Source organism: Luteimonas soli, from assembly GCF_042648865.1.
GTDB classification, from domain to species: Bacteria; Pseudomonadota; Gammaproteobacteria; order Xanthomonadales; family Xanthomonadaceae; genus Luteimonas; species Luteimonas soli.
Genome location: NZ_JBHRYA010000011.1, coordinates 1 through 24,910 on the forward strand (window position 1 = coordinate 1; position 24,910 = coordinate 24,910).

Consider the following 24,910-nt stretch of genomic DNA (forward strand, 5'->3'; position numbering starts at 1 on the left):
AACGTCCAGAACTGAGTTCGACGCTCCATGCAGTACCCCGAAGCCCGGCTCACGCCGGGCTTCGTTTTTCCGGGCTGCCGCACATCGACAATGTTCACGTTTTACATGAACAAGCGTGCGCAAGGCTTGTCCGATTCCGGCTGCGAACCTACACTCGCGGGCACCGAAGAGAAGGTGCTGGACATGCGCAAGACCGCTGTATTCCTGCTGTGCCTGATGGTCGTCCCGGGATTCGCGCACGCCGCCGTGGACTGTTCGTCCACGACCGTGCCGCAGGCAGCGCCGCTGCGTCCGACGGTCATCGCGCCGGTTTCCAGCGAGCTCGCGGCATCGTCATACCAGCTTGGCACGCAGGTCAGCGTGCTCAGCCAGGCGTATGACGAGTCGCAATCCGCTGACCAGGTGCTGCTGCGCCTGCGCATCGAGGGTTGCCAGAACGTCGCCAAGGCAATCCCCGCGCCCAGTGCGATCAACCCCAACGACCCGGCCGCCTACAAGCCGAAGACCGAATTCGACAACACGCCCTGGCGTTTCGACATGAGCCAGAACGGCAAGCGCATGACGGCCGACGAGTTCAGCGCATGGATGGAATCGCGCGGCGTGCGCGTTGCCAAGGGCGCTGCGCCGGCCGCGCCGGCACCTGCAGCGGCACCCGCTCCGGGCGCCGCGCCCGCCACCGATGCGCAGGCAGCACCGGCGCCGGGCACGCCGCCCGGCACCGTGCCGGCCGAAGTACAGGCCCCCGTTCCGGGGACGCCTCCCGGCACCTTGCCGGCTACTGTCCCGGCTCCCGCTGCGCAGCCGGTCGAGGAGCCGTCGCCTGCGCAGCCGCCGACAGACGAACAGGGCGGGGAGCCCGCCACGCAGTAATCCATCGGCAACGAGCGCCTGCAGTCATGATCACGGCCGCTTGATGCACGTGATCCGGGCACCGTCCCCTCGATACATGTAGGAGCGGCTTCAGCCGCGAGCTTTTTGCGTGCCCGGCATCGGGTCGAAAAGCTCGCGGCTGAAGCCGCTCCCACGAGGCAGGGACTGCGCTCAGGCCTTGATGACGCCCAGCTCGCGGCCGATGCGGGTGAACGCATCGATGGCCTGGTCCAGGTGCTCACGCGTATGCGCCGCGCTGACCTGGGTGCGGATGCGGGCCTGGCCCTTCGGCACCACCGGGAAGAAGAACCCGATCGCGTAGATCCCTTCCTCGAGCAGGCGCTGCGCGAATTTCTGCGCCAGTGGGGCGTCGTGGAGCATCACCGGGCAGATCGGATGCACGCCGGGCCTCAGGTCGAAGCCGGCTGCGGTCATCTTCTCGCGGAAGTACGCGGTGTTGGCGGCCAGCCGCTCGCGCAGCTCGCCGGCGGCGTCGAGCATCTCGAACGCCTTGGTACCCGCAGCCACCACGTGCGGCGGCAGCGAGTTGGAAAACAGGTAGGGGCGCGAGCGCTGGCGCAGCAGTTCGACCACGTCCGCCGAGGCCGTCGTGAATCCGCCCAGCGCGCCGCCCATCGCCTTGCCCAGCGTGCCGGTGATGATGTCGATGCGGTCCAGCACGCCCTTGACCTCGGCCGAGCCGCGGCCGGTGGCGCCGATGAAGCCGGTGGCGTGGCATTCGTCGATGTGGACCAGGGCGTCGTACTTCGCCGCCAGTGCGGTGATCTCGTCGAGCGGGGCGATGAAGCCATCCATCGAGAACACGCCGTCGGTGGTGATCATGATCGTGCCGGCACCGTCGGCACGCGCCTGCTGCAGCTGCTTTTCCAGGTCCGCCATGTCGCAGTTGGCATAGCGGTAGCGCCTGGCCTTGCACAGCCGTACGCCGTCGATGATCGAGGCATGGTTGAGTGCGTCGGAGATGATGGCGTCGTTCTCGCCCAGCAGCGGTTCGAACAGGCCGCCGTTGGCGTCGAAGCAGGCGGCGTAGAGGATCGTGTCGCCCTTGCCGAAGAAGTCGGCGATCGTCTTTTCCAGCTGCTTGTGCAGGTCCTGGGTGCCGCAGATGAAGCGCACCGAGGCCATGCCGAAGCCATGGGTATCGAGCGCGGCCTTGGCCGCCTCGATCATCGCCGGGTGGTCGGCCAGGCCGAGGTAGTTGTTGGCGCAGAAATTCAACACCGTGCGGCCGTCTTCCAGCGTGATTTCGGCCGCCTGCGGGCTGGTGATGATCCGTTCGGCCTTGAACAGGCCGGCGTCGCGGATTTCGTCGAGGGTGTCGGCGTAGCGTTGGGTGAGTGACATGTCGATTCCTGTAGGGCGGGTCTCGACCCGCCTGATGCGCGGAAGGCGGGTCGAGGCCCGCCCTGCGTCAATTCCAGCTCAGCACGACCTTGCCGGATTTCCCCGATTCCATCAGGTCGAAGCCCTTCTGGAAGTCGTCCGCCGGCAGCTGGTGGCTGAGCACCTTGCCCAGCGGGAAGCCGTCGAGCACGAGCTGGGTCATCTTGTACCAGGTCTCGTACATGCGCCGGCCGTAGATGCCGTGGATGGTCAGGCCCTTGAAGATGATCCGGTCCCAGTCCACGCCCGCGCCCTTGGGCAGCAGGCCGAGCAGGGCGACCTTGCCGCCGTTGTACATGCAGTCGAGCATGTCGTTGAACGCGCGCGGGTTGCCGCTCATCTCCAGGCCCACGTCGAAGCCTTCCATGTGCAGGTCCGCCATCACGTCCTTGACCGACTGGTTGGTCACGTTGACCACGCGCGTGGCGCCCATGTCGGCCGCGAGTTTCAGGCGATAGTCGTTGACGTCGGTGACCACCACGTTGCGAGCGCCGATGTGCTTGCAGATGCCGGCGGCCATGACCCCGATCGGGCCGGCGCCGGTGATCAGCACGTCCTCGCCGACCACGTCGAACTCCAGCGCGCAGTGCGCGGCGTTGCCATACGGGTCGAAGAACGCGGCGAGTTCGGACGGGATCTGGTCGGGGATCGGCCACAGGTTGGTGGCCGGCATCACGATGTACTCGGCGAACGCGCCGTCGCGGTTGACGCCGATGCCGACGGTGTTCGGGCACAGGTGCTGCTTGCCGGCACGGCAGTTGCGGCAATGGCCGCAGACGATGTGGCCTTCGGCCGAGACCCGCTGGCCGATCGCATAGCCGTTCACCGCGGACCCGAGCTCGACGATGCGGCCGACGAACTCGTGGCCGATCACCAGTCCCGGCCTGATCGTGCGCTGGCTCCACTCGTCCCACAGGTAGATGTGCAGGTCGGTGCCGCAGATCGCGGTCTTCTCGAGCTTGATCAGGACCTCGTTCGGGCCCGGCTGCGGGACCGGGACCTCTTCCATCCAGATGCCCTTGGCCGCTTCGCGCTTGACCAGCGCCTTCATGGTGGAGGGGATCTGCGGGGTCTGGCTGGTGACTGGCGGCATGGCGTGGCCTGGAGGTCGGTGCGGATGCGCGATTGTACCGCCCGCCCGGACCGCGGGCCTCGCCGTGACCGCCGGCATTTGCCTCCATGGCCCCCCTGTGTCTAAGGTTCGAAGTTGCCTTGCCATCACCCGTTTCAAGGAGAGACCGTGCACCTGCGCCTGTTGCCCGCGGCCCTTGTGGTCGCCGTGTTGTCCACCGCCGCCAGTGCCGACGAAGGCATGTGGCAACCGAAACAGATGCCCGAACTGGCCGCGCAGCTCAAGGCGCGCGGCCTGCAGATCGCGCCGGAAGACCTGTCGAACCTCGCCGCCAAGCCGCTCGACGCGGTCATCAGCCTCGGCGGGTGCACGGCCAGCTTCGTCTCCCCGCAGGGGCTGGTGATCACCAACCACCACTGCGTCTACGGCGCGGTCGCCTACAACTCGACGCCCGAGAACGACCTGCTCGCCAACGGCTTCGTCGCCGGCAGCTTCGCCGATGAATTGCCGGCCGACCCCAACGCGCGCGTCTACGTGACCCAGGCGATCACCGACGTCACCGACCGGATCGTCGAGGGCCTCGATGGCATGGACGGCAAGGGCCGTTACGACGCTATCGACGCGCGCAGCAAGGCACTGGTCGCGCAATGCGAGGAGCCGGGCGGCCTGCGCTGCAACGTCTACAACTTCAACGGCGGGCTCGAGTTCTCGCTGATCCGCCAGCTCGAGATCGAGGACGTGCGGCTCGTCTACGCGCCGCCGGCGTCGATCGGCAAGTATGGCGGCGACGAGGACAACTTCGAGTGGCCGCGCCATACCGGCGACTGGGGCTTCCTGCGTGCCTACGTCGGCAAGGACGGCAAGCCGGCGCCGTACTCGAAGGACAATGTTCCGTTCGAGCCCGAAAGCTGGCTGACCGTGTCGCAGGAGCCGCTGGCGGCGGGCGACTACGTGATGGTGACCGGTTACCCGGGCCGCACCAACCGCTACCGGCTGGCCTCCGAAGTGAAGGACACCATCGATTACGGCTATCCGGAATCGGTCGCCTACTTCAAGGATTACCTGTCCACCATCGAGCGCACCACCGCGGGCGACAAGGCCGCGGCGCTGAAGTACGCCTCGACCGTTGCCGGCATCAACAATGCGCTCAAGCTCTACCAGGGCCAGCTCGACGGCTTCGCGCAGATGGACGACCCGGTCGGCATGAAGCGCGCCCGCGAAGACGCGCTGAAGGCGTGGCTGGCGCAGCGCGGCGCCGAGGGCAAGGCGCAGGTCGAGGCGCTCGCCGATCTCGAGCGCGAGCTCGCCGCGGACGAAGCGACACGCGAGCGCGACCGCTGGTTCCCGAGCGTCGCCTCCGGCGGCCTCACCGGCACCGCGGTCAGCCTTTATCGCAACGCGATCGAGCAGGCCAAGCCCGACGCGGAGCGCGAAAGCGGCTACCAGGAGCGCGACGCCGCGCGCCTGGAGGGGCGCATGAAGTCGATGGACAAGCGCTACGACGCGAACGTCGACAAGGCGCTGATGAAGCTGCGCATCGAGCGCTACCTGGCACAGGTACCGGCGGAACACCGGGTGCCGGAACTCGACCGGTGGCTCGGCGTCGGCACGGGCGACAAGTCCGCGCCCGGCCTCGACGCGAAGCTCGACGCGCTGTACGCAGGCAGCAGGCTCGGCGACGAAGCCGTGCGCCTGCAGCTGCTCGAAGCCGACCGCGCGGCGATCGAGGCCTCGGACGACTCCGCGCTGCAGTTCGCGGTGCAGGTGGTGCCGGCGCTGCTGCGGCTGGAGGACGAAGGCGAGGCGCGCAGCGGACGGATATCGGCGCTGCGACCACAGTTCATGCAGGCGATGATCGATTTCAACGCCTCCCAGGGCAAGCCCGTGTATCCGGACGCGAACTCCTCCCTGCGCATCACCTTCGGCACCGTGCGCGGCTACTCGCCGCGCGATGCCGTGCAGATGGAGCCGTTCACCACGCTGGCCGGCATCGTCGAGAAGGACACCGGCGTCGAGCCGTTCGACGCGCCGAAGGCCGAACTCGAGGCGATCGCGGCGGGCAAGGGCGCGCAGTACCGCATGGAGTCACTGGGCGACGTGCCGGTGAACTTCCTCAGCGACGTCGACACCACCGGCGGCAACTCCGGCTCGCCCACGCTCAACGGCAAGGGCGAGATCGTCGGCCTGCTGTTCGACGGCAACTACGAAAGCCTGAGCGCCGATTGGATCTTCAACCCCGACCTGACCCGTTCGATCCACGTCGACACGCGCTACATGCGCTGGGTGATGGACGAGATCGACCACGCCGAGCGCCTGCTCGAGGAGATGGGACTGCCGCATGACTGACAAGAAGAACCCGATTGCCGCCGCCCTCGCGGCGGCCCTCTGCCTGGCCGCCGCGCCGACGCACGCCGACGATGCGGGTGGCGAAGGCATGTGGTTGCCGTCGCAGCTGCCGGCCATCGCCGACCAGCTGCGCGCCGCCGGCTACAAGGGCGACCCCGCCGCGCTGGCGGACCTCACGAAGCCGCCGATGAACGCGGTGGTGTCGCTGGGCGGCTGCACCGCCAGCTTCGTCTCGCCGCAGGGCCTGGTGGTCACCAACCACCACTGCGCCCGCGGCGCGATCCAGTTGAACTCGACGCCGGAAGACAACCTGCTGGAGAAGGGTTTCATCGCCGCCGACCGCGCCGCGGAGCGGTCCGCCGGCCCGGGCGCGCGGGTGCTGGTGACGGTTGCCTTCGACAAGGTCACCGACCGCATCCTCGCCGATGCGCGCGGCAAGACCGGCCGCGCCTACTACGACGCGGTGGACGTCGCGGAGAAGGCGCTGGTCGCCGAATGCGAGGCCGACGAGGGCTATCGCTGCAGCGTCGCCGACATGTACTACGGCACCGACTTCTACCTGATCAAGCAGCTCGAGCTGAAGGACATCCGGCTGGTGTACGCGCCGCCGGAGGCGGTCGGCAACTACGGCGACGAGATCGACAACTTCATGTGGCCGCGCCACAGCGGCGATTTCGCCTTCTACCGCGCCTACGTCGGCAAGGATGGCAAGCCCGCGGAGTTTTCGAAGGACAACGTGCCATTCGAGCCGCAGGCATGGCTGGAAGTCTCCACCGACCCGGTCGCCGAGGGCGACTACGCGATGCTGGCCGGCTATCCCGGCCGCACCTACCGCCACCGCATGGCGATGGAATTCGCGCACCAGGTCGAGATCGGGCTGCCGTCGCGGATCGACCTGTACGGCGCGATGATCGACGCGATCGAAGCCGCTTCCGCTGGCGACAAGGCCGCCGAAGTGGCGTATGCCTCGACCGTGGCTGGCCTGAAGAACGGGCTCAAGCGTGCCCGCGGCGAACTCGACGGCATGCAGCGCAGCGACGCGGTCGCGGTGCGGCGCGCCGACGAGACTGCGATGCTGGCATGGCTGGACGGGCAGCCGGGCGCGGACGCGCTCGAAGCCGACATCCACGCCGCGCAGGCGCTGATCGCCGCCTCGCACGCCGGCGACGAGGCCTCGCAGCTGTTCGCGCAGATCCGCGGCCGCACCGAACTGCTGGCTGCCGCCTACCGCCTGCAGCGGCTGGCGCTGGAACGCGGCAAGCCGGACGCCGGGCGTGAGCGCGGCTACCAGGAGCGCGACGAGGCCCGGATCAAGGCCGCGCTCGAGCAGGCCACGCGGCGCTTCGACCCGAAGGTCGAGAAGGCCCTGCTGGCCGAGCTTCTGGAGCGCCATCGCGCGCTTCCCGCGGATCAGCACATCGCGGAGATCGACGCCGTGTTCGGAACCGATGCCGCGGCGGTCGCGAAGACGATGGACCGGCTGTACGCCGACACCGCGCTCGACGATGAAGCCGAACGCCTGCGCCTGCTCGTCGCCGAGCCGACTGCCGTCAAGGCTTCGACCGATCCGCTGATGCAGGCGGCGGCCAGGCTGCTCCCGGCGGCCTTGCGCGAAGAGGACGCCGACAAGCAGCTCGCCGGCGAACTGCTGCGGCTGCGCCCGTCGTACATGGAGGGCCTGATCGGCTACCGCGAGTCGCAGGGCAGGGCGGTCTACCCGGACGCCAACTCGACCCTGCGCATCGCCTTCGGCAACGTCATCGACCTGCACCCGCGCGACGCGGTGCGTTACGCGCCGCTGAGCACCGTGGCCGGCATCGTCGAGAAGCACACCGGCGAAGCCCCCTTCGACGCGCCCGACGTGCTGCTCGAGGCGATCGCCAAGGGCGACTTCGGCAGCACCATCGATCCTGTGCTCAAGACCCAGACGGTCGACTTCCTGACCAACCTTGACACCACCGGCGGCAACTCCGGCTCGGCGGTGCTCGACGCCAACGGCCGCCTGATCGGCCTGCACTTCGACAGCAACTGGGAGGCGGTCAGCGCCAGCTGGATGTTCGACCCCCGCTACAAACGCGGCATCCATGTCGACACCCGCTACATGCGCTGGCTGATGTCCAAGGTCTATCCGGCGCCATGGCTGCTCGAGGAAATGCGCCTGCCCGCCGAGTAGGCGCGCGCCATCCACGCATCACCACCACGATCCAACAAGCAGGAAACAGACATGCGAATGACGATTCTGGCCGCGGCGACCGCCGCCGTGGCGACGCTGGCGGCCACGCTGCCGGGCAATGCCCGTGCCGGCGAGGGCATGTGGGTGCCGCAGCAGTTGCCGGAGATATCCAGGACCCTGAAAAAGGCCGGCCTCAAGCTCGACCCCGACGACCTGGCCGACCTCACCGGCGACCCGATGGGCGCCGTGGTCTCGCTCGGCGGCTGCACCGCCAGCTTCGTGTCCCCCGAAGGCCTGGTGATCACCAACCACCACTGCGCCTACGGCGCGATCCAGCTCAACTCAACGCCCGAACGCAACCTGATGACCGACGGCTTCAACGCCGCGCAGCGCGGCGACGAGCTGTCCGCCGGCCCGAACGCGCGCATCTACGCGCTCGAATCGATCCAGGACGTCACCGACAGGGTCAAGGCCGCGATCGACGCCGCGCCCGATGCGCTGGGCCGCGCCAACGCGCTCGACGACATCGAGAAGCAGCTGGTAGCCGGCTGCGAGGCAGGCGGCGGTTACCGCTGCCGCCTCTACAGCTTCGCAGGCGGCAACACCTACCGCCTGTTCAAGAACCTTGAAATCCGCGACGTGCGCCTGGTCTACGCGCCGCCGGGCAGCGTCGGTGCTTTCGGTGGCGACATCGACAACTGGATGTGGCCGCGCCACACCGGCGACTTCTCCTTCTACCGCGCCTACGTCGGCAAGGACGGAAAGCCCGCCGCGTACGCCGAAGACAACGTGCCGTACAAGCCAGAGCACTGGCTGAAGTTCGCCGACAAGCCGCTGGGCGCAGGCGACTTCGTCATGGTCGCCGGCTATCCCGGCCGCACCGCGCGCTACGCGCTGGCCGACGAATTCGACAACGCCGCTGGCTGGAGCTACCCGGCGATCGCCAAGCACTACCGCGCGCTCGCGGCGCTGGTCGACGCGGCCGGCATCAAGGACCCGGACATCGCGGTGAAGTACGCCAGCACCGTGCGCGGCTGGGAAAACACGATGAAGAACTACACCGGCCAGGTGGAAGGCTTCGAGCGCATCGGCGCCGCGCAGCGCAAGCGCGACGAGGAGGCCGCCGTGCTCGCATGGCTGCGCGAACAGGGCGATGACGGCAAGCCGGCGCTGGAAGCGCACGACAAGCTCGTCGCGCTTGCCACCGATGCCCGCGCCACGCGCGAGCGCGACCTGGTCGTGTCGCGCTTCAACAACACCGGCGTGATCGACGCCGCGCTGACGCTGTACCGCCGTGCGATCGAGCACGAGAAGCCCGACGCGCAGCGCGAGGCCGGTTACCAGGACCGCGACGACGCCAGGATCGAAGGCGCGATGCAGCAGATGGAGCGCCGCTACGTGCCGGAGATGGACCGCCAGCTGCAGCGCTACTGGCTGCAGCAGTACGTTGCGTTGCCCGAGGCCCAGCACGACGCCGCGCTCGATCAGTGGCTTGGCGGCGGCGACGAGGAACACGTCGAGAAGGCCCTGGACGCGCTGGCGAAGACGAAGCTGGACGGCACCGGCGAACGCCTGCGCTGGCTGCAGGCCTCGCGCGAGGATTTCGAGTCGAGCAAGGATCCCGCGATCGAGTATGCGGTCGCGGTCATGCCCTCGCTGCTCGAGCGCGAGGCCGAGCGCAAGGCGCGCGCCGGCGACGCGCTGCTGTCACGCCCGGTGTACCTGCAGGCGGTTGCCGACTACCGCAAGGACGAGGGCGAGGCGGTGTACCCGGACGCCAACGGTTCGCTGCGCATCACCTTCGGCCACGTGCAGCCCTACACCAAGCTCAACGGCGCGAAGCAGCTGCCGTTCACCACCCTCGAACAGATCGCGGCCAAGACCACCGGCAAGGAGCCGTTCGATTCGCCGCAGCCCCTGCTCGACGCGATCGAGGCCAAGCGCTACGGCGGGCTGGCCGACAAGCGCCTGGGCACGGTGCCGGTGAACTTCCTGTCCGACCTGGACATCACCGGCGGCAACTCCGGTTCGCCGGTGATGGACGCGCGCGGGCGGCTGGTCGGCCTGGCCTTCGACATGAACTGGGAAGCGGTGGTGTCGAACTGGGTGTTCGACCCGGACATGACGCGGATGATCGCCGTCGACGGCCGCTACGTGCGCTGGATCATGCAGGAGGTCTACCCGGCGCCGCAGGTGCTGGAGGAACTCGGGCTCGCGCCGAAGCGCTGAATCCCGATGCTGGAATGGAAACGGCGGCCCTCGGGCCGCCGTTTTTCATGCAACTCCTACCGCCCGCTCAGGGCAGGTTGCACATCAGCTGGCCGTTGGTCACCGGATGGCTGGTGCGGGTGCCGCTGTAGCCGAAGACGCCATCGCAACTGACGCTGAAGGTGCCGACGACGTTGCCGCTGTCGTCGAGGTAGACGCCCAGGGCGCCGTTTCGCGGCTTGGCGATGGCGAGTCCCGCGGCCAGTGCGACCGAAAGTCCGAGGGCGATGACGAGTTTGATGCGCATGGAGCGATTCTCCTGGAATGGTTGCGATGCAGGTCGCGGCGGATGACCGGCAACCTGCGGACGGATGCACCGGCACGTTTTCCGGCGTGACGAAGCTAGGAGGAAAAATGTTCGGGTTCCGTTAGTCATCGATGAAGATTTTCGACGACGCGATGCACCATTGCACCTTTGCGGAATGCGTCACGCCGCAATGTGCATCGGTTGCGTTTTTTGCGACGGGCAACGGCTGTTCCGCTGCGCGTCGTTGCACGCGGTGTTCCCATGCCCGCGAGGCCATTGCAGGGGCGGCTTCAGCCACCTGCAAGAGTTTTCCACGCGGACCTGTCGCCCACAGCCACGTGTCTGCTACGCTGCCGCCGCCCCCGCGGAGGTGGACTCGCCCCATGAAGATACTGCTCGCCCGCCACGGCGAAACGCAGTGGAATGCCGAAGGCCGTTACCAGGGCCAGGAAGACATCGCGCTGTCGCCGGTGGGCGAGGCCCAGGCGCGCGCGCTGGGTGAACGCCTGCGCGATGTGCGCATCGACCGCGCCGTCGCCTCGCCGCTGTCGCGCGCGCGCCGTACCGCCGAACTTGCGCTGGGCGAGGCGCGCGTCGGCATGCTCACGCTCGATCCGGGGCTGATGGAGATCGCGCACGGCACCTGGGAAGGGTTGCTTGCCGCCGAGATCCATGAACGCGACCCCGCGCGCCTGGTCGCCTGGCGCGACGCACCGCACGAAGTGCTGATGCCGGACGGCGAATCGCTGCAGCACGTATTCGACCGCGCCTGGCCGGCGCTGGCGCGCGCAGTCGAGGGCCTCGGCGCGGACGACACCTTGCTCGTCGTCGCCCACGATGCCGTCAACCGCGTCCTGCTGTGCCGCGTGCTCGGCATCCCGCTGGCGCGCCTGTGGACCTTCCGCCAGGCGCCGACCACGCTGAACCTGCTCGAAGGCGCGGACGTCGACCATCTCGAAGTCGTCCGCCTCAACGACTGCTCGCACCACACGCCGCTGTTCGGGGAAGCGGTGCATCGGGCACTGTAGGGCGGGTCTCGACCCGCCAGTCGCCAACGTCGACCTGCCGACGCTGCGTCATCGGCCGGCGACGGATCGAGACCCGTCCTACAATCCCGGCAATCGGCAATCGGCAATCGGCAATCGGCAATCGGCAATCGGCAATCGGCCCCGTGTCCCACACCCTCCCCGACTGGCTCGCCTACATCGAGCGCCAGCACCCGCGATCCATCGCCATGGGCCTGGATCGCGTGCGCGAAGTTGTCTCACGCATGGGTCTGGCGCGCCCGGCACGGCGGGTCATCACCGTCGGCGGCACCAACGGCAAGGGTTCGACCGTTGCCTTCGTCGAGGCGATCGCGCGTGCGGCCGGCTGGAAGGTCGGCGCCTACACCTCGCCGCACCTGCTGGCCTACAACGAGCGCGTGCGCATCGATGGCCGTGATGCGGACGACGCCTCGCTGGTGGCAGCATTCGAGGCGGTCGAGGTCGCGCGCACCGGTGTGGATGGCGACGGGCGCGACGAGGTCCCGCTGACCTATTTCGAGTACGGCACGCTCGCCGCGCTGTGGCTGTTCGAACGCAGTGCGCTGGACCTGGCGGTCCTGGAAATCGGCCTCGGCGGGCGCCTGGACGCGGTCAATGTCGTCGACCCCGACGTCGCGGTGATCACCACCGTCGACCTCGACCACCAGGACTGGCTCGGCAGCGACCGTGAACTGATCGGCTCCGAGAAGGCCGGCATCGCAAGGCCATGGAAGCCGCTGGTGCTGGGCGAGGCCGACCCGCCGTCGAGCGTGCTCGGCCACGCCTATGCGATCGGGGCCTCGGCCTGGCGCATCGACAACGATTTCTTCTTCGAGCGGATCGAGGCCGACCGCTGGCGCTGGCGCGAAGTCGGCTGCGAGCTGGAACTGCCGCTGCCTCGGCTCGCCGCGCCGGTGCAGCTGCGCAACGCGGCGACCGCGATCGCCGCGCTGCGCGCGCTCGACGCGCCGATCCCGGATGCGGCATGGGCCGAGGGCGTCGCCACGGCGCGCCTGCCCGGGCGCCTGCAGCGGTTCGTGCGCGACGGCGTGGAGATCGTGGTCGACGTCGGCCACAACCCGCAGGCCGCGCGTGAGCTGGCGGCATGGCTGGACGCCGCGCCGGCCATCGGCCGCGAACTGGTCGTCTACGCCGCCCTCGGCGACAAGGACGTGGCCGGCGTAGTGGGCGCGCTGGGGGAGCGGATCGACGCCTGGTTCCTCGCCGGGCTCGAATCGGACGGACCGCGCGGCGTCCCGGTCGAGGGGCTGGCCGGACGCCTGGCCGGCACGGCCGCGGCGCGCGGCGACCGCCATCCCGACGTGGACACCGCGCTGTCGGCGGCGCTCGCGCAGGCGCGTGCGGGGGACCGGATCCTCGCGTTCGGTTCTTTCCACACCGCCACTGCCGCGCTGCAGTGGCTGGCAGCCCGGGGTTCATGAGCACCCGCGCGGCCCGCGTATAATTTGCCGGCCCGCCGCCTCGCGGCTGCGATGGAAACCGGACCGTGGACTCACAACTGAAGCAGCGCCTGATCGGTGCCGCCGTGCTGGTTGCGCTCGCGGTGATCTTCCTGCCGATGCTGGTCAAGGGGCCGGCGCCCGACAGCGGCGTCTCGGACGTATCGCTGAAGGTGCCCGACGCCCCGCAGGGCGAGTACGAAACCCGCGACCTGCCGCTGGTGGTGCCCGACGAGGCGCCCGCGGGCGGCGTGGTCGGCCTGCAGGCGCCGGACGTTGATGACGGCGCGCTGCCGACCGTCGACACCACCACTGCGCCTTCCGGCCGCGACACGCCGCAGGCGGGTGGTCCTGACGCGCAGGCCACGATGCTGCCGCCCACCGCCGCCGGTGGCGACTACGCGGTGCACTTCGCCGCCTACGACAGCAGCGTGAGCGCCGACACCGTCGTCGCGCGCCTGCGCGACGCGCGGCTGCCTGCGTATCGCGAGGCCAGCCAGGTCGGCGACAAGCAGGCCTGGCGGGTACGGATCGGCCCATACGCAACCCGCGCCGACGCGGAGATCGCGCGGGTGGAAGCCGCGCGCGCCGGCAAGTACGCCGGGGCGCGCGTGATCGCACTGGACGCGGCCGAACCCGCCGCGCAGGTTGCGGCCAAGCCCGCGCCCGAACCGGTGCCACCGGCGCGCCCGGCGCCGGCCGAACCTGTCGCCAGCAAGCCCGCCGAAAAGCCTGCCGAGGCGCCGAAACCGGCGACCAAGCCCGTGGAGCCGCCGAAGCCCGCCGCGACGGCCGGCGTCGGCTTCGCGGTCCAGATCGGGGCCTTCAGCAATGCCGCCCAGGCCACCGCCAAGCGCGATGAGCTGCGCGCTGCCGGTTTCAGCGCCTTCACCGAAACCGTCCAGACCGACAAGGGCACCCTGACCCGGGTGCTGGCCGGGCCGGTGGTCAGCCGGCCCGAGGCCGAGCAGCTCAACGGTCGCCTCCGCGCCAGGCTCGGCATCAGCAACGGACTGGTGCGCTCGCACCCCTGACCCCACATTCCCGGTGCGGCCCGCCGCGCCTGACTCCCTCCAGCAAACGGCAGAACCTCCATGTGCGGCATCGTCGGCATCGTCGGAACCACTGAAGTCGCGGCAGCGCTGTACGACGGACTGACCGTGCTGCAGCATCGCGGCCAGGACGCGGCGGGCATCGCCACTGCCAACGGCACCCAGCTGCGCGTGCACAAGGGCAACGGCCTGGTGCGCGACGTGTTCGACAACCGCGCGATGGCGCTGCTGGAAGGCCGCGTGGGCATCGGCCACTGCCGCTACCCCACGGCAGGCAGCGAGGGCCTGGACGAGGCCCAGCCGTTCTACGTCAACTCGCCCTACGGCATTGCGCTGGCGCACAACGGCAACCTGATCAACACCGATGCGCTGCGGCGCGAGGTGTTCGAACAGGATCGGCGCAACATCAACACCGAGTCGGATTCGGAAGTGCTGCTCAACGTGTTCGCGCATGAGCTCGACCGGCAGCAGGTGCTGGGCCCGGAGGCCGCGTTCCGCGCGATCGAGGGCGTCAACCGTCGCGCGCGAGGCGGCTACGCCGTGGTCGCGACCGTGCTCGGACTGGGCCTGGTGGCATTCCGCGACCCGCACGGCATCCGTCCGCTGGTGCTCGGCAAGCGCGAAGCCGAAGGCGGCACGGAGTACGCGGTGGCGTCGGAGTCGGTCGCGCTGGACATCCTCGGCTTCGAGCGCATGCGCGACGTGGCGCCGGGCGAGGGCGTGGTCGTCACCGCGCGCGGCGAACTGCACGTGCACCAGTGCACCGAGCCCGCCGGCAGCACGCCGTGCATCTTCGAATACGTGTACTTCGCCCGCCCGGACTCGATGATCGAGAACATCTCGGTGCACAAGGCGCGCATGCGCATGGGCGTGACCCTGGGCGAGAAGATCCTGCGCGAGCGGCCCGGCCACGACATCGACGTGGTGATCCCGATCCCCGACACCTCGCGCGACTCGGCGATGGAGATCGCCAACGTGCTGGGGGTGAAGTACCGCGAGGGCTTCGTCAAGAACCGCTACGTCGGCCGCACCTTCATCATGCCGGGGCAGGGCGAGCGCGCGAAGTCGGTCAAGCGCAAGCTCAACGCGATCCCGCTGGAATTCCGCAACCGCGTGGTGCTGCTGGTCGACGACTCGATCGTGCGCGGCACCACTTCCACGCAAATCGTGCAGATGGCGCGTGACGCAGGCGCGCGCAAGGTCTACCTGGCCTCGGCCGCGCCGCCGGTGCGGCACCCGAACATCTACGGCATCGACATGCCGTCGGCCGACGAACTGGTCGCCAACGGGCGCAGCGAGAAGGAGATCGAGCAGATACTGGGCTGCGACTGGCTGGTCTACCAGGACCTGCCCGACCTGGAAGCCGCCGTGGCCGGGCCGAAATTTCCCGGCATGCGCTTCGACAGCTCGTGCTTCAGCGGCGAGTACGTGACCGGGATCGAGCCCGGCTATTTCGAACGCATCCGGCAGCTGCGCTCGGACGAGGCCAAGCGCAAGCGCCGCCTGGCGTCGTGAGGCGGGCGATCGCCGTGATGGTGGCGATCCTTGTGGGAGCGGCTTCAGCCGCGATCTTTTAGCTCTTGCCCCCTTTGAAAAAGGGGGTATGGGGGATTTGCTCTTCGTTACGCAAAAGCTTGCGGCTTCCGCCGCTCCTGCAGGAATAGAGCGGTGAGGACATCCCTCTTCACCGCCGCCCGCGCCTGCCTCGACGCCGCCTCGCCTGACGACAAGGTCGCCGCCACCTTCGCCGCCGCAGAAGCCTTCGCCCGTGGCGAACTGGTGATCGACGACGCCGCGCCCGCGCCCGAACCCATCGCCATGCCCGGCCGTCCGCCGCGTCCGCGGCTGGTGCATCCGCGCGAGCTGCCGCGGCGCGGCTTCGGCACGGACGAGGGCCGCGCCGCCTTCATCCATTCGATCGCGCACATCGAGTTCAACGCCATCGACCTGGGCTGGGACGCGGTGTACCGCTTCCGCGGCATGCCGGCGGGCTTCTACGCGGACTGGGTGTCGGTCGCCAGCGACGAGGCGCGCCATTTCACGATGCTGCGCGGGCGCCTGCGCGAACTCGATCACGACTATGGCGACTTCGACGCCCACAACGGCCTGTGGGAGATGGCCGAGAAGACCGCGCACGACGGCCTGGCGCGGATGGCGCTGGTGCCGCGCGTGCTGGAGGCGCGAGGCCTCGATGTCACGCCCGGCATGATCGTGAAACTGCGCGCGCTGGGCGACGAAGAAACCGCCGCGATCCTCGAAGTCATCCTGCGCGAGGAAGTGGCCCACGTCGCCGCCGGGTCGCGCTGGTTCCGCTGGCATTGCGAGCGCGCCGGCGTCGCGCCCGGGCCGAAATTCCGCGAGCTCCTGGCCGAGTACGCACGCGCCGTGCTGCATGGACCATTCAACTTCGAGGCCCGCGCGGCGGCGGGATTCGGCGAGGATGAGCTGGCGGCGCTGCGGCAGCTGTCCGGCTGAAAGCTGAACGGAGGCCACCTCCGGCCGCGACCATCACCCGGGCTTGCAGGCCATGCCGCTAGCGTGCGCACGGTGACTCCGGAGGGAATGTCCGCATGACCCGATGCAATCGTTTGTCCCTGATCTTCGTGCTGGCGTGCACGGCCGCCTGCACCGCGCCGGACCGTGCCGGCGACCCTGCGGGGGCCGCCCCGGCCGCCGGTGCCGGCGAGCCGGTGGATGCCACGGCGCCCGCATCGGGAGAGGGCGACGTGCTCGCCGGCGAGGGCTTCCGCGCGCAGGGCAACGAGCCGTTCTGGGCGATCGACGTCGAGGGTGACGTCCTGCACTTCGTCACCCCGGAGATGCCGGAAGGGCGCACCCTGCAGGGCGTGCGCATCGCCCATGCGAAGGGCGTCGCGTTCTCCGGGGAGGACGACGGCCGGCCGTTCAACCTCGACATCACCCGCGTCGGGTGCAGCGACTCGATGTCAGGCCAGGAGTTCGAGTTCACCGCGACCTGGGACTACGCCGGCCAGCGCATGCACGGCTGCGCGCGTACGAGCGAGTGACCGCCGTGGGTCGGGGCTACGCCCCGACGCCCGCGGTGTGGGACTGCATGGGAAAGCTCGCGGCTTCCGCCGCTCCTGCGAGGGCGTCGTCAGCGCGACGGCGCTGCCAGCGCCGACAAATCGAACCCCTGCGGCGATACCTGCAGCACCGACCCCTGCTCGTACCAATCCCCGAGCACCACGCGCCGCCGGGGACGGCCGGCGACTTCCAGTTCATGCACGGCTGGCCGATGCGTATGCCCATGGATGATCGCGTCGACATCGTATTCGACGAAGGTGGCCTCCACCGTTGCCGGCGATACGTCGGTGATCGTCTCCATCGTCCCGGCCTCGCGCAGCTCGCCCTGGCGCGCCTGGCTGGCCGCGCGCGCCTGCTGCGCGAACGCCAGCCTCGCGGCCAGCGGCTGCGACAGGAACTGCGCCTGCCACGCCGGGTCTCGCGTCTGCGCGCGGAACTGCTGGTAGGCCACGTCGTCCGTGCACAGCGTGTCGCCGTGCATCAGCAGCGTGGGCTTGCCGTACAGGTCGATGCGCGTCGGATCGGTGAGCAATGCCATGCCGGCGCGTCGCGCGTAGTCCCCGCCGAGGAGGAAGTCGCGGTTGCCATGCATGAACGACACCGGCACGCCGCTGTCGGCCAGGGCCTTGAGCTTCTCCGCGACGAAGGCGCCCGTTTCGGAGGGGTCGTCGTCGCCCACCCAGGCCTCGAACAGGTCGCCAAGGATGTACAGCGCCTCGGCGCCTCGCGCCTCGCCCTCAAGGAACTCGCCGAACAGGCGGGTGATCTCCGGACGGGCGGGGTCCAGGTGCAGGTCGGAAATGAAAAGGATCGTCATTGCCCCATTGTAGAGCCCGCCCCGTACGCGATACGGGGTCGGGGCTACGCCCCCGACACGACGCCCGATGCTCTTGTGGGAGCGGCTTCAGCCGCGGGTTCTTCGCCGGGGACGGCTTCGTGCAAAAGCCCGCGGCTGAAGCCGCTCCCACAAGGACGTGGGCAGGCGTGGTGTCGGGGGCGTAGCCCCGACCTACGGTAAAATTCGGGTTCTCCCGCTTTCGCCTGCCTGCCATGACCTGCCGCACCCGCTTCGCCCCCAGTCCCACCGGCTACCTGCACATCGGCGGCGCGCGCACCGCGCTGTACTGCTGGCTGGAAGCGCGCCGCCGCGGCGGGCAGTTCATCCTGCGTATCGAGGACACCGACCGCGAGCGCAGCACGCAGGAAGCCATCGACGCGATCCTGGTCGCGATGGACTGGCTCGGGCTCGACTACGATGAGGGCCCGGTCTACCAGACGCAGCGCGTCGAGCGTTACCGCGAAGTCGCCGAACAGATGGTCGCGACCGGCAGCGCCTACTACGCCTACGAGTCGAAGGAAGAACTCGATGCGATGCGCGAGGCCGCGATGGCGAAGGGCGAGAAGCCGCGCTACAACGGCGCCTATCGCGAGCAGGGCGCGCCGTACCGGGACGATCCCAATCGCGTCATCCGGCTGAAGAATCCCCTCGACGGCGTCGTCGCCTGGGACGACAAGGTCAAGGGCCGGATCGAGATCGCCAACAGCGAGCTCGACGACCTGGTGATCTTCCGCCCGGACGGCTATCCGACCTACAACTTCGCGGTGGTCGTCGACGACCTCGACATGAAGATCACCGACGTGGTGCGCGGCGATGACCATGTCAACAACACCCCGCGCCAGATCAACATCTACCGTGCGCTCGGCGCCGAAGTGCCCGCGTTCGCGCACCTGCCGATGATCCTCGACGAGGAGGGCGCCAAGCTGTCCAAGCGCACCGGCGCCGCCGACGTGATGCAGTATCGCGACGCCGGCTACCTGCCGCACGCGCTGCTCAACTACCTGGTGCGGCTGGGCTGGTCGCACGGCGACCAGGAGATATTCTCGATCAGTGAAATGCAGTCGCTGTTCGACCTGCGCGACGTCAACGCCAAGGCCTCGCGCCTGGACCCGGCCAAGCTCGGCTGGCTCAACCAGCAGTACCTCAAGAGCGACGATCCGGCGGCGGTCGCGAAGCACCTCGAATGGCACCTGCAGCAGGCCGGCTGCGACCTCTCCAACGGCCCCGCGCCGGCTGACGTGGTCGTCGCGCTGCGCGACCGCGTGCAGACGCTCAAGGACATGGCCGAGCGCGCACTGGTCTGGTACCAGCCACTGACGCAGTACGACGACAAGGCCGTCGCCAAGCACCTCAAGCCGGAAGCCGCCGCGCCGCTGCGCGACATGCGCGAGCGCCTGGCCGCGCTGCCTGAGTGGACGGCCGAGGCCATCGACGCCGCGTTCCACGCCACGGTGGAAACGCTCGAACTTGGCATGGGCAAGGTCGCCCAGCCGCTGCGCGTGGCGATCACCGGCACCCAGGTCAGCCCCGACATCGCGCACACGATTTACCTGGCAGGTCGCGATGAAGCGCTCGGGCGCATCGACGCGGCGTTGACCAGGATTCCTGCCGCTGGATAGCCGGTAGGGCGGGTCTTGACCCGCCTTGCCACCAAGCGACGCATCAAGCGCACGAAGTGACGGGTCAAGACCCGCCCTACGCGCTTCGGCTTGAGTCCCGCGGCCAACGCCACCATCATCAAGGCATGCCCCGGCACGCCTGCACCGATCCCAAGCACCACGTCCACGACGCCGAAGGTTTCGTGGAAGCGGTCGAGCGCGCCTGCCACGAGCGCGGCCTGCGCCTGACCCCGGTCCGCGCGCGCGTGCTCGGCCTGGTCGCCGACGCGGGCCAGCCGATCAAGGCCTACGACCTGCTCGAACTGATCCGCGCCGGCAACGACGCCGGCGGCGAGGGCGCAGGCGCGGCCGCGCCGCCGACCGTCTACCGCGCGCTCGACTTCCTGCTCGCCAACGGCTTCATCCACAAGCTCGAGTCGGTCAACGCGTTCGTCGCCTGCCACCACCCGAGCACGGCGCAGCATTCGGTGCCGTTCCTGATCTGCGACCGCTGCCACAGCGCGATCGAACTCGAGGACCTCGACGTGGTCGCGCAGCTCGAGCAGCGGGCGAAGGCGCTGGGCTTCCGGCCACAGGCGCAGACGCTGGAAGTGCACGGCATCTGCGCGCGCTGCGCGGCCTGAACATCCAGCGCGCAACTACCTCGCACCCGCGCGGGAAAAATGCCGCGACGTGCCCGGTGCATGATGGGAGAGGGAGCACCGGGACCGCCGCGGCGAAGGACTTCGAATTACATCGCCTTGCGCACGGGTAGCAGCAAGCGACCGCCGCTCAACGCGGGAACAGCGCCGCCGCCAGCAGCGCCGCCAGGTACAGCCCGACGCCGAACACCACGTGCGTGGCAAGGCTGCGCAGGCGCGCCTGCGCGGGCCTGGGCGTCTTCGATGCGGCGACGCCCGCGCCCATCGCCGGCTGCATGACGAAAAAGGGGAACAGCACCGTCAACACGCCGAGCGCCAGGCACGGCGGCCACGTCGGCTGCCGCGCCCAGTCCGGGCCGCACGCGGCGAGCAGCAGGCCGGCGAACGCGATTCCCGTGGCGTAGTGGAAGCCCCAGCCGAGCAGCCGTTCGCGGCGCACCGGCGCCGCGGCGGCGATGCTGTCGTGCATGAACCTGCCGCGGCGGAGGTGCCCGATCCAGCGGCCGACGAGCGCCCAGTCCAGCGGGCGCACGCCGGATGCGCGCCGCAGCGCCAGCGCCCACAGGTCGAGCACCAGCGTCGCGCCGATGCCGACGACGACTGCCCGCAGCACGATGTCCACGGTCGCCTCCACGTCAGAAGAACACCCGCGCGCCGAACGATACGCCGCGGCCGGGCAGGGGTGCGACGTCCTTCAGGAACGACGTGTGCACGCGCGCTTCCTCGTCGAGCAGGTTGCTGCCGTCGAGGAAGATTTCCCATGCGTTGCCCTGCGCGGTGTCGGCGTGCCACGCCAGGTGCGCGTCGACCAGCGTGTAGCCGGGCGTGGCGCGCTCGAACTCGGCCACCCGGTCCTGTTCGGCATAGCGCACCGCGCCCAGCGAGGCGCGCAGCGGTCCGCGCTCCCAGCGCAGCTCGCCGCCCACGCGCCACGGCGCGATCCGCGGCAGGTTGCCGCCGCGCGCCAGTTCGACGCTGTACGCGTGCGCGTGGTCGCCGTGCGGCACCGAAAGATCCAGCTGCCGCGTGCCACTGCCGCTGAGCTCGGCGCGCACCACGTCGCCGAACAGGCGCAGGTTCCACAGGCCGCTGTCGTTGTCGGCGAACGCCCAGTCCATGCTCGCCTCGGCGCCGTTGAAGCGCGCGTCGTCCTGGGTCCAGGCGCGCAGCGGCCCGTCGTGCTCGTCGATGCCGGTGTCGGCCAGGTAGATGAAGTCGGCGTAGCGCACGTGGTACAGCGAAGCGCCCAGCGTCAGCGGGCCGCTGTGCCAGTGCGCGCCGATCTCGGCGCGGTTCGCGGTCTCGGGATCGAGGCCGGCGTCGCCGAGTTCGACGCTGCCGGTGGCGACGTGCAGGCCGCCCGAATACAGCTCTTCGGCGGTCGGCGAACGCTGCGCGCGGTCGAGCCCGAGCGAAAGGTGGAGCGCGTCGCTCACGTCCCACCGCAGCGCCGCCGACAGGCTGGTGGTGTTGAAGTCGCGGTCGGGCCGTGCGGCCGGACCGGTGTTGTCGATGTCGATCTCGTTGCGGTCATGGCGCGCGCCGAGTTCCAGGCGCAGCGCATCGAACTGCCTGTGCCCGATCCAGAACAGGCCGGCATCGCGCGTCTGCGAAGCCGGGACGAAAGCCTCGTCGCCGACCGCCTCGAAGTCGCGCTGCGCCCACTGCAGCCCGAACGCGCCGTCCCAGCCGGCCCACGGCCTGTGCACCAGCTCCACGCGGCCTTCGGTGCTTTCGTTCTCGAACACCGTGCCCACTTCATCGCCCTCGAACTCGGTGTGCGTGTAATCGGTGTGCGCGAGCTTGACCCGCAGCGAGGCGAACGGGCCGAGGTCGTCCAGGCCGCCGCGCAGTTCGCCGCGGCGCTGGTCCATCACGATGTGCACGCCACCTTCCTCCGCGTGCGCGTCTTCGTCGTGATCATGGTCATGATCGTGGTCGTCGCCTTCACCGTGCGCGTGCTCATGGCCGGGCACGCCGTAGCGGGTGTTGAACAGGCTGTAGCCGACGCCCAGGAAGCCGCGGTCGCCGACCCAGCTCACGCCCAGCGCGCCGCTGTCGGTGCGCAGCGCGCTGTTGGCGAGGGTGCCGCGCGTCGCCGGGTCCGGGGCTTCGCCTTCCTCGGCCATGTGTTCGGCGCTCTCGGCGTAGCCGGGGATGTCGTAGTCGCCGGTCTCGCGATGCAGGGCGTCGAAATGGAACACCAGGTTGCCCGAGGCCGAAGTGCCGTCCAGTCGTGCCATGCCGGTCTTCTCGTCGTTGACGCTGCCGGCGCGCAGTTCGGCGCGCCCCTGCAGGGGTTCGTCGGTCGCCGCCTGCGGGACCCGGCCGTCGACGACGTTGACCGCACCGCCGATGGCGCCGCTGCCGTAGAGCAGGGTGGCCGGCCCCTTCAGCACTTCGATCTGGTCGGCGAGGAAGGGCTCGATGGTGACCGCGTGGTCGACGCTGACGGTGGACACGTCGCCCGAGCCCAGGCCGTCGCTGAGCACCTGCACGCGCGCACCGTCGAAGCCGCGGATGATCGGCCGTCCGACGCCCGGGCCGAAGTAGGACGACTGCACGCCGGGCAGCTTGTTGACGGTGTTGCCGAGCGAATTCGACTTGGCCTCGTCCAGTCGCGCGCCAGCCAGCACTTCGACCGGGCGGATCAGGTTCTCGGCCGTGTCCGGCAGCGGGCTGGCGGTGACGATGACGCTGTCCAGGTCCTTGACGTGGCGGTCGTCCTGCGCGGCTTCGTCCGCTGGAGCCGGGGCGGAGCCGGGCGTCGGGTCCGTTGCGCCGCCATCGGGCGGCTGCACCGCGAGGGCAGCGCCGGGCAGGGCCAGCGCGGCGGCCAGCGCCAGCGCAAGGCGGGCAGGGGTCGGCATGGTTACTGCAGGAGCGGGAGGCAGGGAGCGGGTCGCGGCGGGAGCGCGTGTGGTTCGGGTCACGGGGGATACCTTGGCGGGTGACGAAACGATGTAAATGTTATAACATATCAATTCTGGACATCGACCCTGCCGCAAGTCACGATTCCCCACCCATGAGCCCAAGCCTCCACGCCTTCCTCGACCGCTTCGGCGCCACGGGGTCACTTATCTGCGCCGTCCACTGCGCGCTGTTGCCGCTGTTGCTGGCCGCGATCCCCTCGCTCGGACTTTCCGAATGGCTCGGCGACGGCTTCGAGCTGGCCTTCGTCGTGTTCGCCACCTCGGTGGGAATCTTCAGCCTGGTCTACGGCTATCGCCGGCACCGCCGCATCCGCGCGCTGGGCGTGCTGCTGGCCGGACTGGCGCTGCTTTGGACCGGTTTGCTGTACAGCCCGTGGCACCACGGCTCGGTGGCGCTGCATGCCGCGGTGATGACCCTGGGCGGGACCCTGATCGGCGCGGCCCACCTGCTCAACCTGCGCCACGTGCACGACGCCAGCTGCGCGCATTGAACCAATGCTTCGCATTGGTTCAATCCCAAAATCCGCTTCGCGTATTTCGGGCCCCGCTTCGTGTCTCCACACCCCGCCCCTTCGGGGCGCCCCCTGACTCAGGGGGCTTTGCTCCGGAGGGTGCCTCTGCAGGGCCTGGGTATTGGCGCATGGTAGAATCGCCGGCCTCGCGCGCGTCGCGATCGACATTCCGAAAGACACGAATCCAGGAGCACGACATGGGCAAGGGCGACCGCAAGACCGCCAAGGGCAAGCGCTACAACTCCAGCTACGGCAACGCCCGTTCGCACGTGGCCACCAAGGCGACCGGCGCGGCTTCGGCCCCGGTGGCGAAGAAGGCCGCGACGAAGGCGACCAGGGCACCGGCGAAGAAGGTCGTGGCCAAGAAGACCGTCGTCAAGGAGTAAGCGCCCGCCCCGCAGGCGTGAAAGAAAAGCCCCGCGCCCGCGGGGCTTTTTCGTGAGCGCATAGCACGATGCCTCACGTAGGTCGGGGCTACGCCCCCGACACCCGCGCCGCCTCCGATGGCCGCGAATACCTGCAAGCGTCAGGAAAACGCCTGCAGATACCCCGACGAAACGATGGTCTTCAGCAGCGGATCGACGATCCTGACGTTGCCTGCGACCAGATGGCGCGGGCCGGTCTCGATGTGCAGCGGGCCGGTGGCCGCGCCGCGGAAGTCGCTGACCCGGCCGCCCGCTTCGCGGACCAGCAGGACGCCGGCCGCGATGTCCCACGGCTGCACGCCGGATTCGAAGTAGGCGTCGCTGCGCCCGCAGGCGACATAGGCAAGGTCCAGCGCCGCCGAACCGGTGCGGCGCACGTCCTCGGCCGAGGACAGCAGGTCGCCCACGCACTTGAGCTGCGCGCCCGCGCGCTTGCGCTCGCGCGGCGGGAAGCCGGTCGTGAACACCGCACCGGCCAGCTCCCTGCGCTCGGCCACGCGGATGCGGCGCTCGTTGAGCTGCGCGCCGCTGCCGCGGCTGGCGGTGAACAGTTCGTTTCGCAGCGGGTCGAAGATCACGGCATGGATCGGCTCGGGGCCCTCGCACAGCGCGATCGAGACGCACCAGTGGGGGAAGCCGCGCAGGTAGTTGCTGGTGCCGTCCAGCGGGTCGATGACCCAGGTGTACCGGCTGGGGCCGCGATTGCCCTTCTGCGCGCCGCCTTCCTCGCCGAGGATGGCGTAGTCGGGGTTGGCCCGGCGCAGTTCCTTGATGATCGCTTCCTCGGCGAGGCCGTCGACCTCGCTGGCGTAGTCCATGCGCTCCTTCTCGACCACGTTCAGCGCATCGAGCTTGTGCATGTTGCGCAGCAGGACGTTGCCGCCGGCGCGCGCCGCCTTGACCATGACATTGACAGCGGGTTGTTGCATCGCGGACAGCTCCGGGCGCAGGCGGGGATCGGGAGGGAAAAGAACGGTCCG

Annotated in this window: 20 protein-coding genes and 1 pseudogene; 14 read left to right on the top strand and 7 right to left on the bottom strand. The window is 69.4% G+C overall.

Annotated features, from left to right (window positions below; genetic code table 11):
- Nucleotides 1-183 precede the first annotated feature (183 nt).
- Nucleotides 184-690: pseudogene (locus tag ACFONC_RS14270) on the top strand (hypothetical protein); the annotation flags it as partial.
- 351 nt (nt 691-1,041) lie between these two features.
- Here ACFONC_RS14270 and kbl read toward each other — a convergent pair.
- Both kbl and tdh read right to left on the bottom strand, forming a co-directional pair.
- Nucleotides 1,042-2,235 (bottom strand): glycine C-acetyltransferase, encoded by a 1,194-nt coding sequence (gene kbl, locus ACFONC_RS14275; protein WP_386745178.1) that lies wholly within the window; start codon nt 2,233-2,235, stop codon nt 1,042-1,044.
- A 67-nt stretch (nt 2,236-2,302) separates the two neighbouring features.
- Complete coding sequence (gene tdh, locus ACFONC_RS14280) at nt 2,303-3,337, bottom strand: L-threonine 3-dehydrogenase (RefSeq protein WP_386745279.1); 1,035 nt, start codon at nt 3,335-3,337, stop codon at nt 2,303-2,305.
- Nucleotides 3,338-3,514: 177 nt separating this feature from the next.
- On the opposite strand from tdh, the gene ACFONC_RS14285 reads away from it, so the two are divergent.
- Genes ACFONC_RS14285 through ACFONC_RS14295 form a run of 3 tightly spaced genes read left to right on the top strand, consistent with a single transcriptional unit; the run spans nt 3,515 to nt 10,094 of the window.
- Nucleotides 3,515-5,692 carry a S46 family peptidase gene (locus tag ACFONC_RS14285; RefSeq protein ID WP_386745180.1) on the top strand — a complete coding sequence of 726 codons (2,178 nt, stop codon included), beginning with the start codon at nt 3,515-3,517 and terminating at the stop codon, nt 5,690-5,692.
- Complete coding sequence (locus tag ACFONC_RS14290; protein WP_386745182.1) at nt 5,685-7,865, top strand: S46 family peptidase; 2,181 nt, start codon at nt 5,685-5,687, stop codon at nt 7,863-7,865. The genes ACFONC_RS14285 and ACFONC_RS14290 overlap by 8 nt, the downstream gene beginning before the upstream one ends.
- 51 nt (nt 7,866-7,916) lie before the next feature.
- Nucleotides 7,917-10,094, top strand: a complete 2,178-nt coding sequence (locus ACFONC_RS14295) for a S46 family peptidase (RefSeq protein ID WP_386745184.1) — start codon at nt 7,917-7,919, stop codon at nt 10,092-10,094.
- Nucleotides 10,095-10,161: 67 nt separating this feature from the next.
- On the opposite strand, the gene ACFONC_RS14300 is transcribed toward ACFONC_RS14295, so the two are convergent.
- On the bottom strand, nt 10,162-10,380 hold the full coding sequence (locus ACFONC_RS14300; RefSeq protein ID WP_386745186.1) for a DUF6289 family protein: 219 nt from the start codon (nt 10,378-10,380) through the stop codon (nt 10,162-10,164).
- Between the two features lie 383 nt (nt 10,381-10,763).
- Here ACFONC_RS14300 and ACFONC_RS14305 point away from each other — a divergent pair, with 383 nt between their 5' ends.
- The 6 genes from ACFONC_RS14305 to ACFONC_RS14330 all read left to right on the top strand — a co-directional run bounded on the left by ACFONC_RS14305 (nt 10,764) and on the right by ACFONC_RS14330 (nt 16,943).
- Nucleotides 10,764-11,408, top strand: coding sequence for a histidine phosphatase family protein (locus ACFONC_RS14305; RefSeq protein WP_386745188.1), 645 nt, complete (start codon nt 10,764-10,766; stop codon nt 11,406-11,408).
- 134 nt (nt 11,409-11,542) lie between these two features.
- Complete coding sequence (folC, locus tag ACFONC_RS14310; RefSeq protein WP_386745281.1) at nt 11,543-12,847, top strand: bifunctional tetrahydrofolate synthase/dihydrofolate synthase; 1,305 nt, start codon at nt 11,543-11,545, stop codon at nt 12,845-12,847.
- A 65-nt stretch (nt 12,848-12,912) separates the two neighbouring features.
- A complete protein-coding gene (locus tag ACFONC_RS14315) occupies nt 12,913-13,899 on the top strand; it encodes an SPOR domain-containing protein (protein ID WP_386745190.1) in 987 nt (328 codons plus the stop codon).
- A 60-nt stretch (nt 13,900-13,959) separates the two neighbouring features.
- Complete coding sequence (purF, locus tag ACFONC_RS14320) at nt 13,960-15,432, top strand: amidophosphoribosyltransferase (RefSeq protein WP_386745191.1); 1,473 nt, start codon at nt 13,960-13,962, stop codon at nt 15,430-15,432.
- Nucleotides 15,433-15,585: 153 nt separating this feature from the next.
- The gene (locus ACFONC_RS14325; RefSeq protein WP_386745194.1) at nt 15,586-16,392 is read left to right on the top strand and encodes a ferritin-like domain-containing protein; all 807 of its coding nucleotides are present in this window, start codon (nt 15,586-15,588) and stop codon (nt 16,390-16,392) included.
- 95 nt (nt 16,393-16,487) lie between these two features.
- Nucleotides 16,488-16,943, top strand: coding sequence for a hypothetical protein (locus ACFONC_RS14330; protein WP_386745196.1), 456 nt, complete (start codon nt 16,488-16,490; stop codon nt 16,941-16,943).
- Between the two features lie 89 nt (nt 16,944-17,032).
- Here the strand turns inward: ACFONC_RS14330 and lpxH are convergent, their stop codons facing one another.
- A complete protein-coding gene (lpxH, locus tag ACFONC_RS14335; protein WP_386745197.1) occupies nt 17,033-17,779 on the bottom strand; it encodes a UDP-2,3-diacylglucosamine diphosphatase in 747 nt (248 codons plus the stop codon).
- A gap of 233 nt (nt 17,780-18,012) precedes the next feature.
- Here lpxH and gltX point away from each other — a divergent pair, with 233 nt between their 5' ends.
- Both gltX and ACFONC_RS14345 read left to right on the top strand, forming a co-directional pair.
- Complete coding sequence (gltX, locus tag ACFONC_RS14340) at nt 18,013-19,419, top strand: glutamate--tRNA ligase (protein WP_386745199.1); 1,407 nt, start codon at nt 18,013-18,015, stop codon at nt 19,417-19,419.
- A gap of 125 nt (nt 19,420-19,544) precedes the next feature.
- Entirely contained in the window at nt 19,545-20,042 is a 498-nt protein-coding gene (locus tag ACFONC_RS14345; RefSeq protein WP_386745201.1) for a transcriptional repressor, read from the top strand.
- A 148-nt stretch (nt 20,043-20,190) separates the two neighbouring features.
- Here ACFONC_RS14345 and ACFONC_RS14350 read toward each other — a convergent pair whose 3' ends face one another.
- A complete protein-coding gene (locus ACFONC_RS14350) occupies nt 20,191-20,682 on the bottom strand; it encodes a DUF2938 domain-containing protein (protein WP_386745203.1) in 492 nt (163 codons plus the stop codon).
- Between the two features lie 13 nt (nt 20,683-20,695).
- Nucleotides 20,696-22,930, bottom strand: coding sequence for a TonB-dependent receptor (locus ACFONC_RS14355; protein ID WP_386745204.1), 2,235 nt, complete (start codon nt 22,928-22,930; stop codon nt 20,696-20,698).
- Between the two features lie 155 nt (nt 22,931-23,085).
- On the opposite strand from ACFONC_RS14355, the gene ACFONC_RS14360 reads away from it, so the two are divergent.
- Both ACFONC_RS14360 and ACFONC_RS14365 read left to right on the top strand, forming a co-directional pair.
- Nucleotides 23,086-23,484: a MerC domain-containing protein gene (locus tag ACFONC_RS14360; protein ID WP_386745206.1), complete on the top strand. Its 399-nt coding sequence runs from the start codon at nt 23,086-23,088 to the stop codon at nt 23,482-23,484.
- 149 nt (nt 23,485-23,633) lie between these two features.
- Nucleotides 23,634-23,891 (top strand): 30S ribosomal protein THX, encoded by a 258-nt coding sequence (locus ACFONC_RS14365; RefSeq protein WP_386745208.1) that lies wholly within the window; start codon nt 23,634-23,636, stop codon nt 23,889-23,891.
- Nucleotides 23,892-24,031: 140 nt separating this feature from the next.
- Here ACFONC_RS14365 and ACFONC_RS14370 read toward each other — a convergent pair whose 3' ends face one another.
- Nucleotides 24,032-24,859: an inositol monophosphatase family protein gene (locus ACFONC_RS14370; protein WP_386745210.1), complete on the bottom strand. Its 828-nt coding sequence runs from the start codon at nt 24,857-24,859 to the stop codon at nt 24,032-24,034.
- Nucleotides 24,860-24,910: the final 51 nt, after the last annotated feature.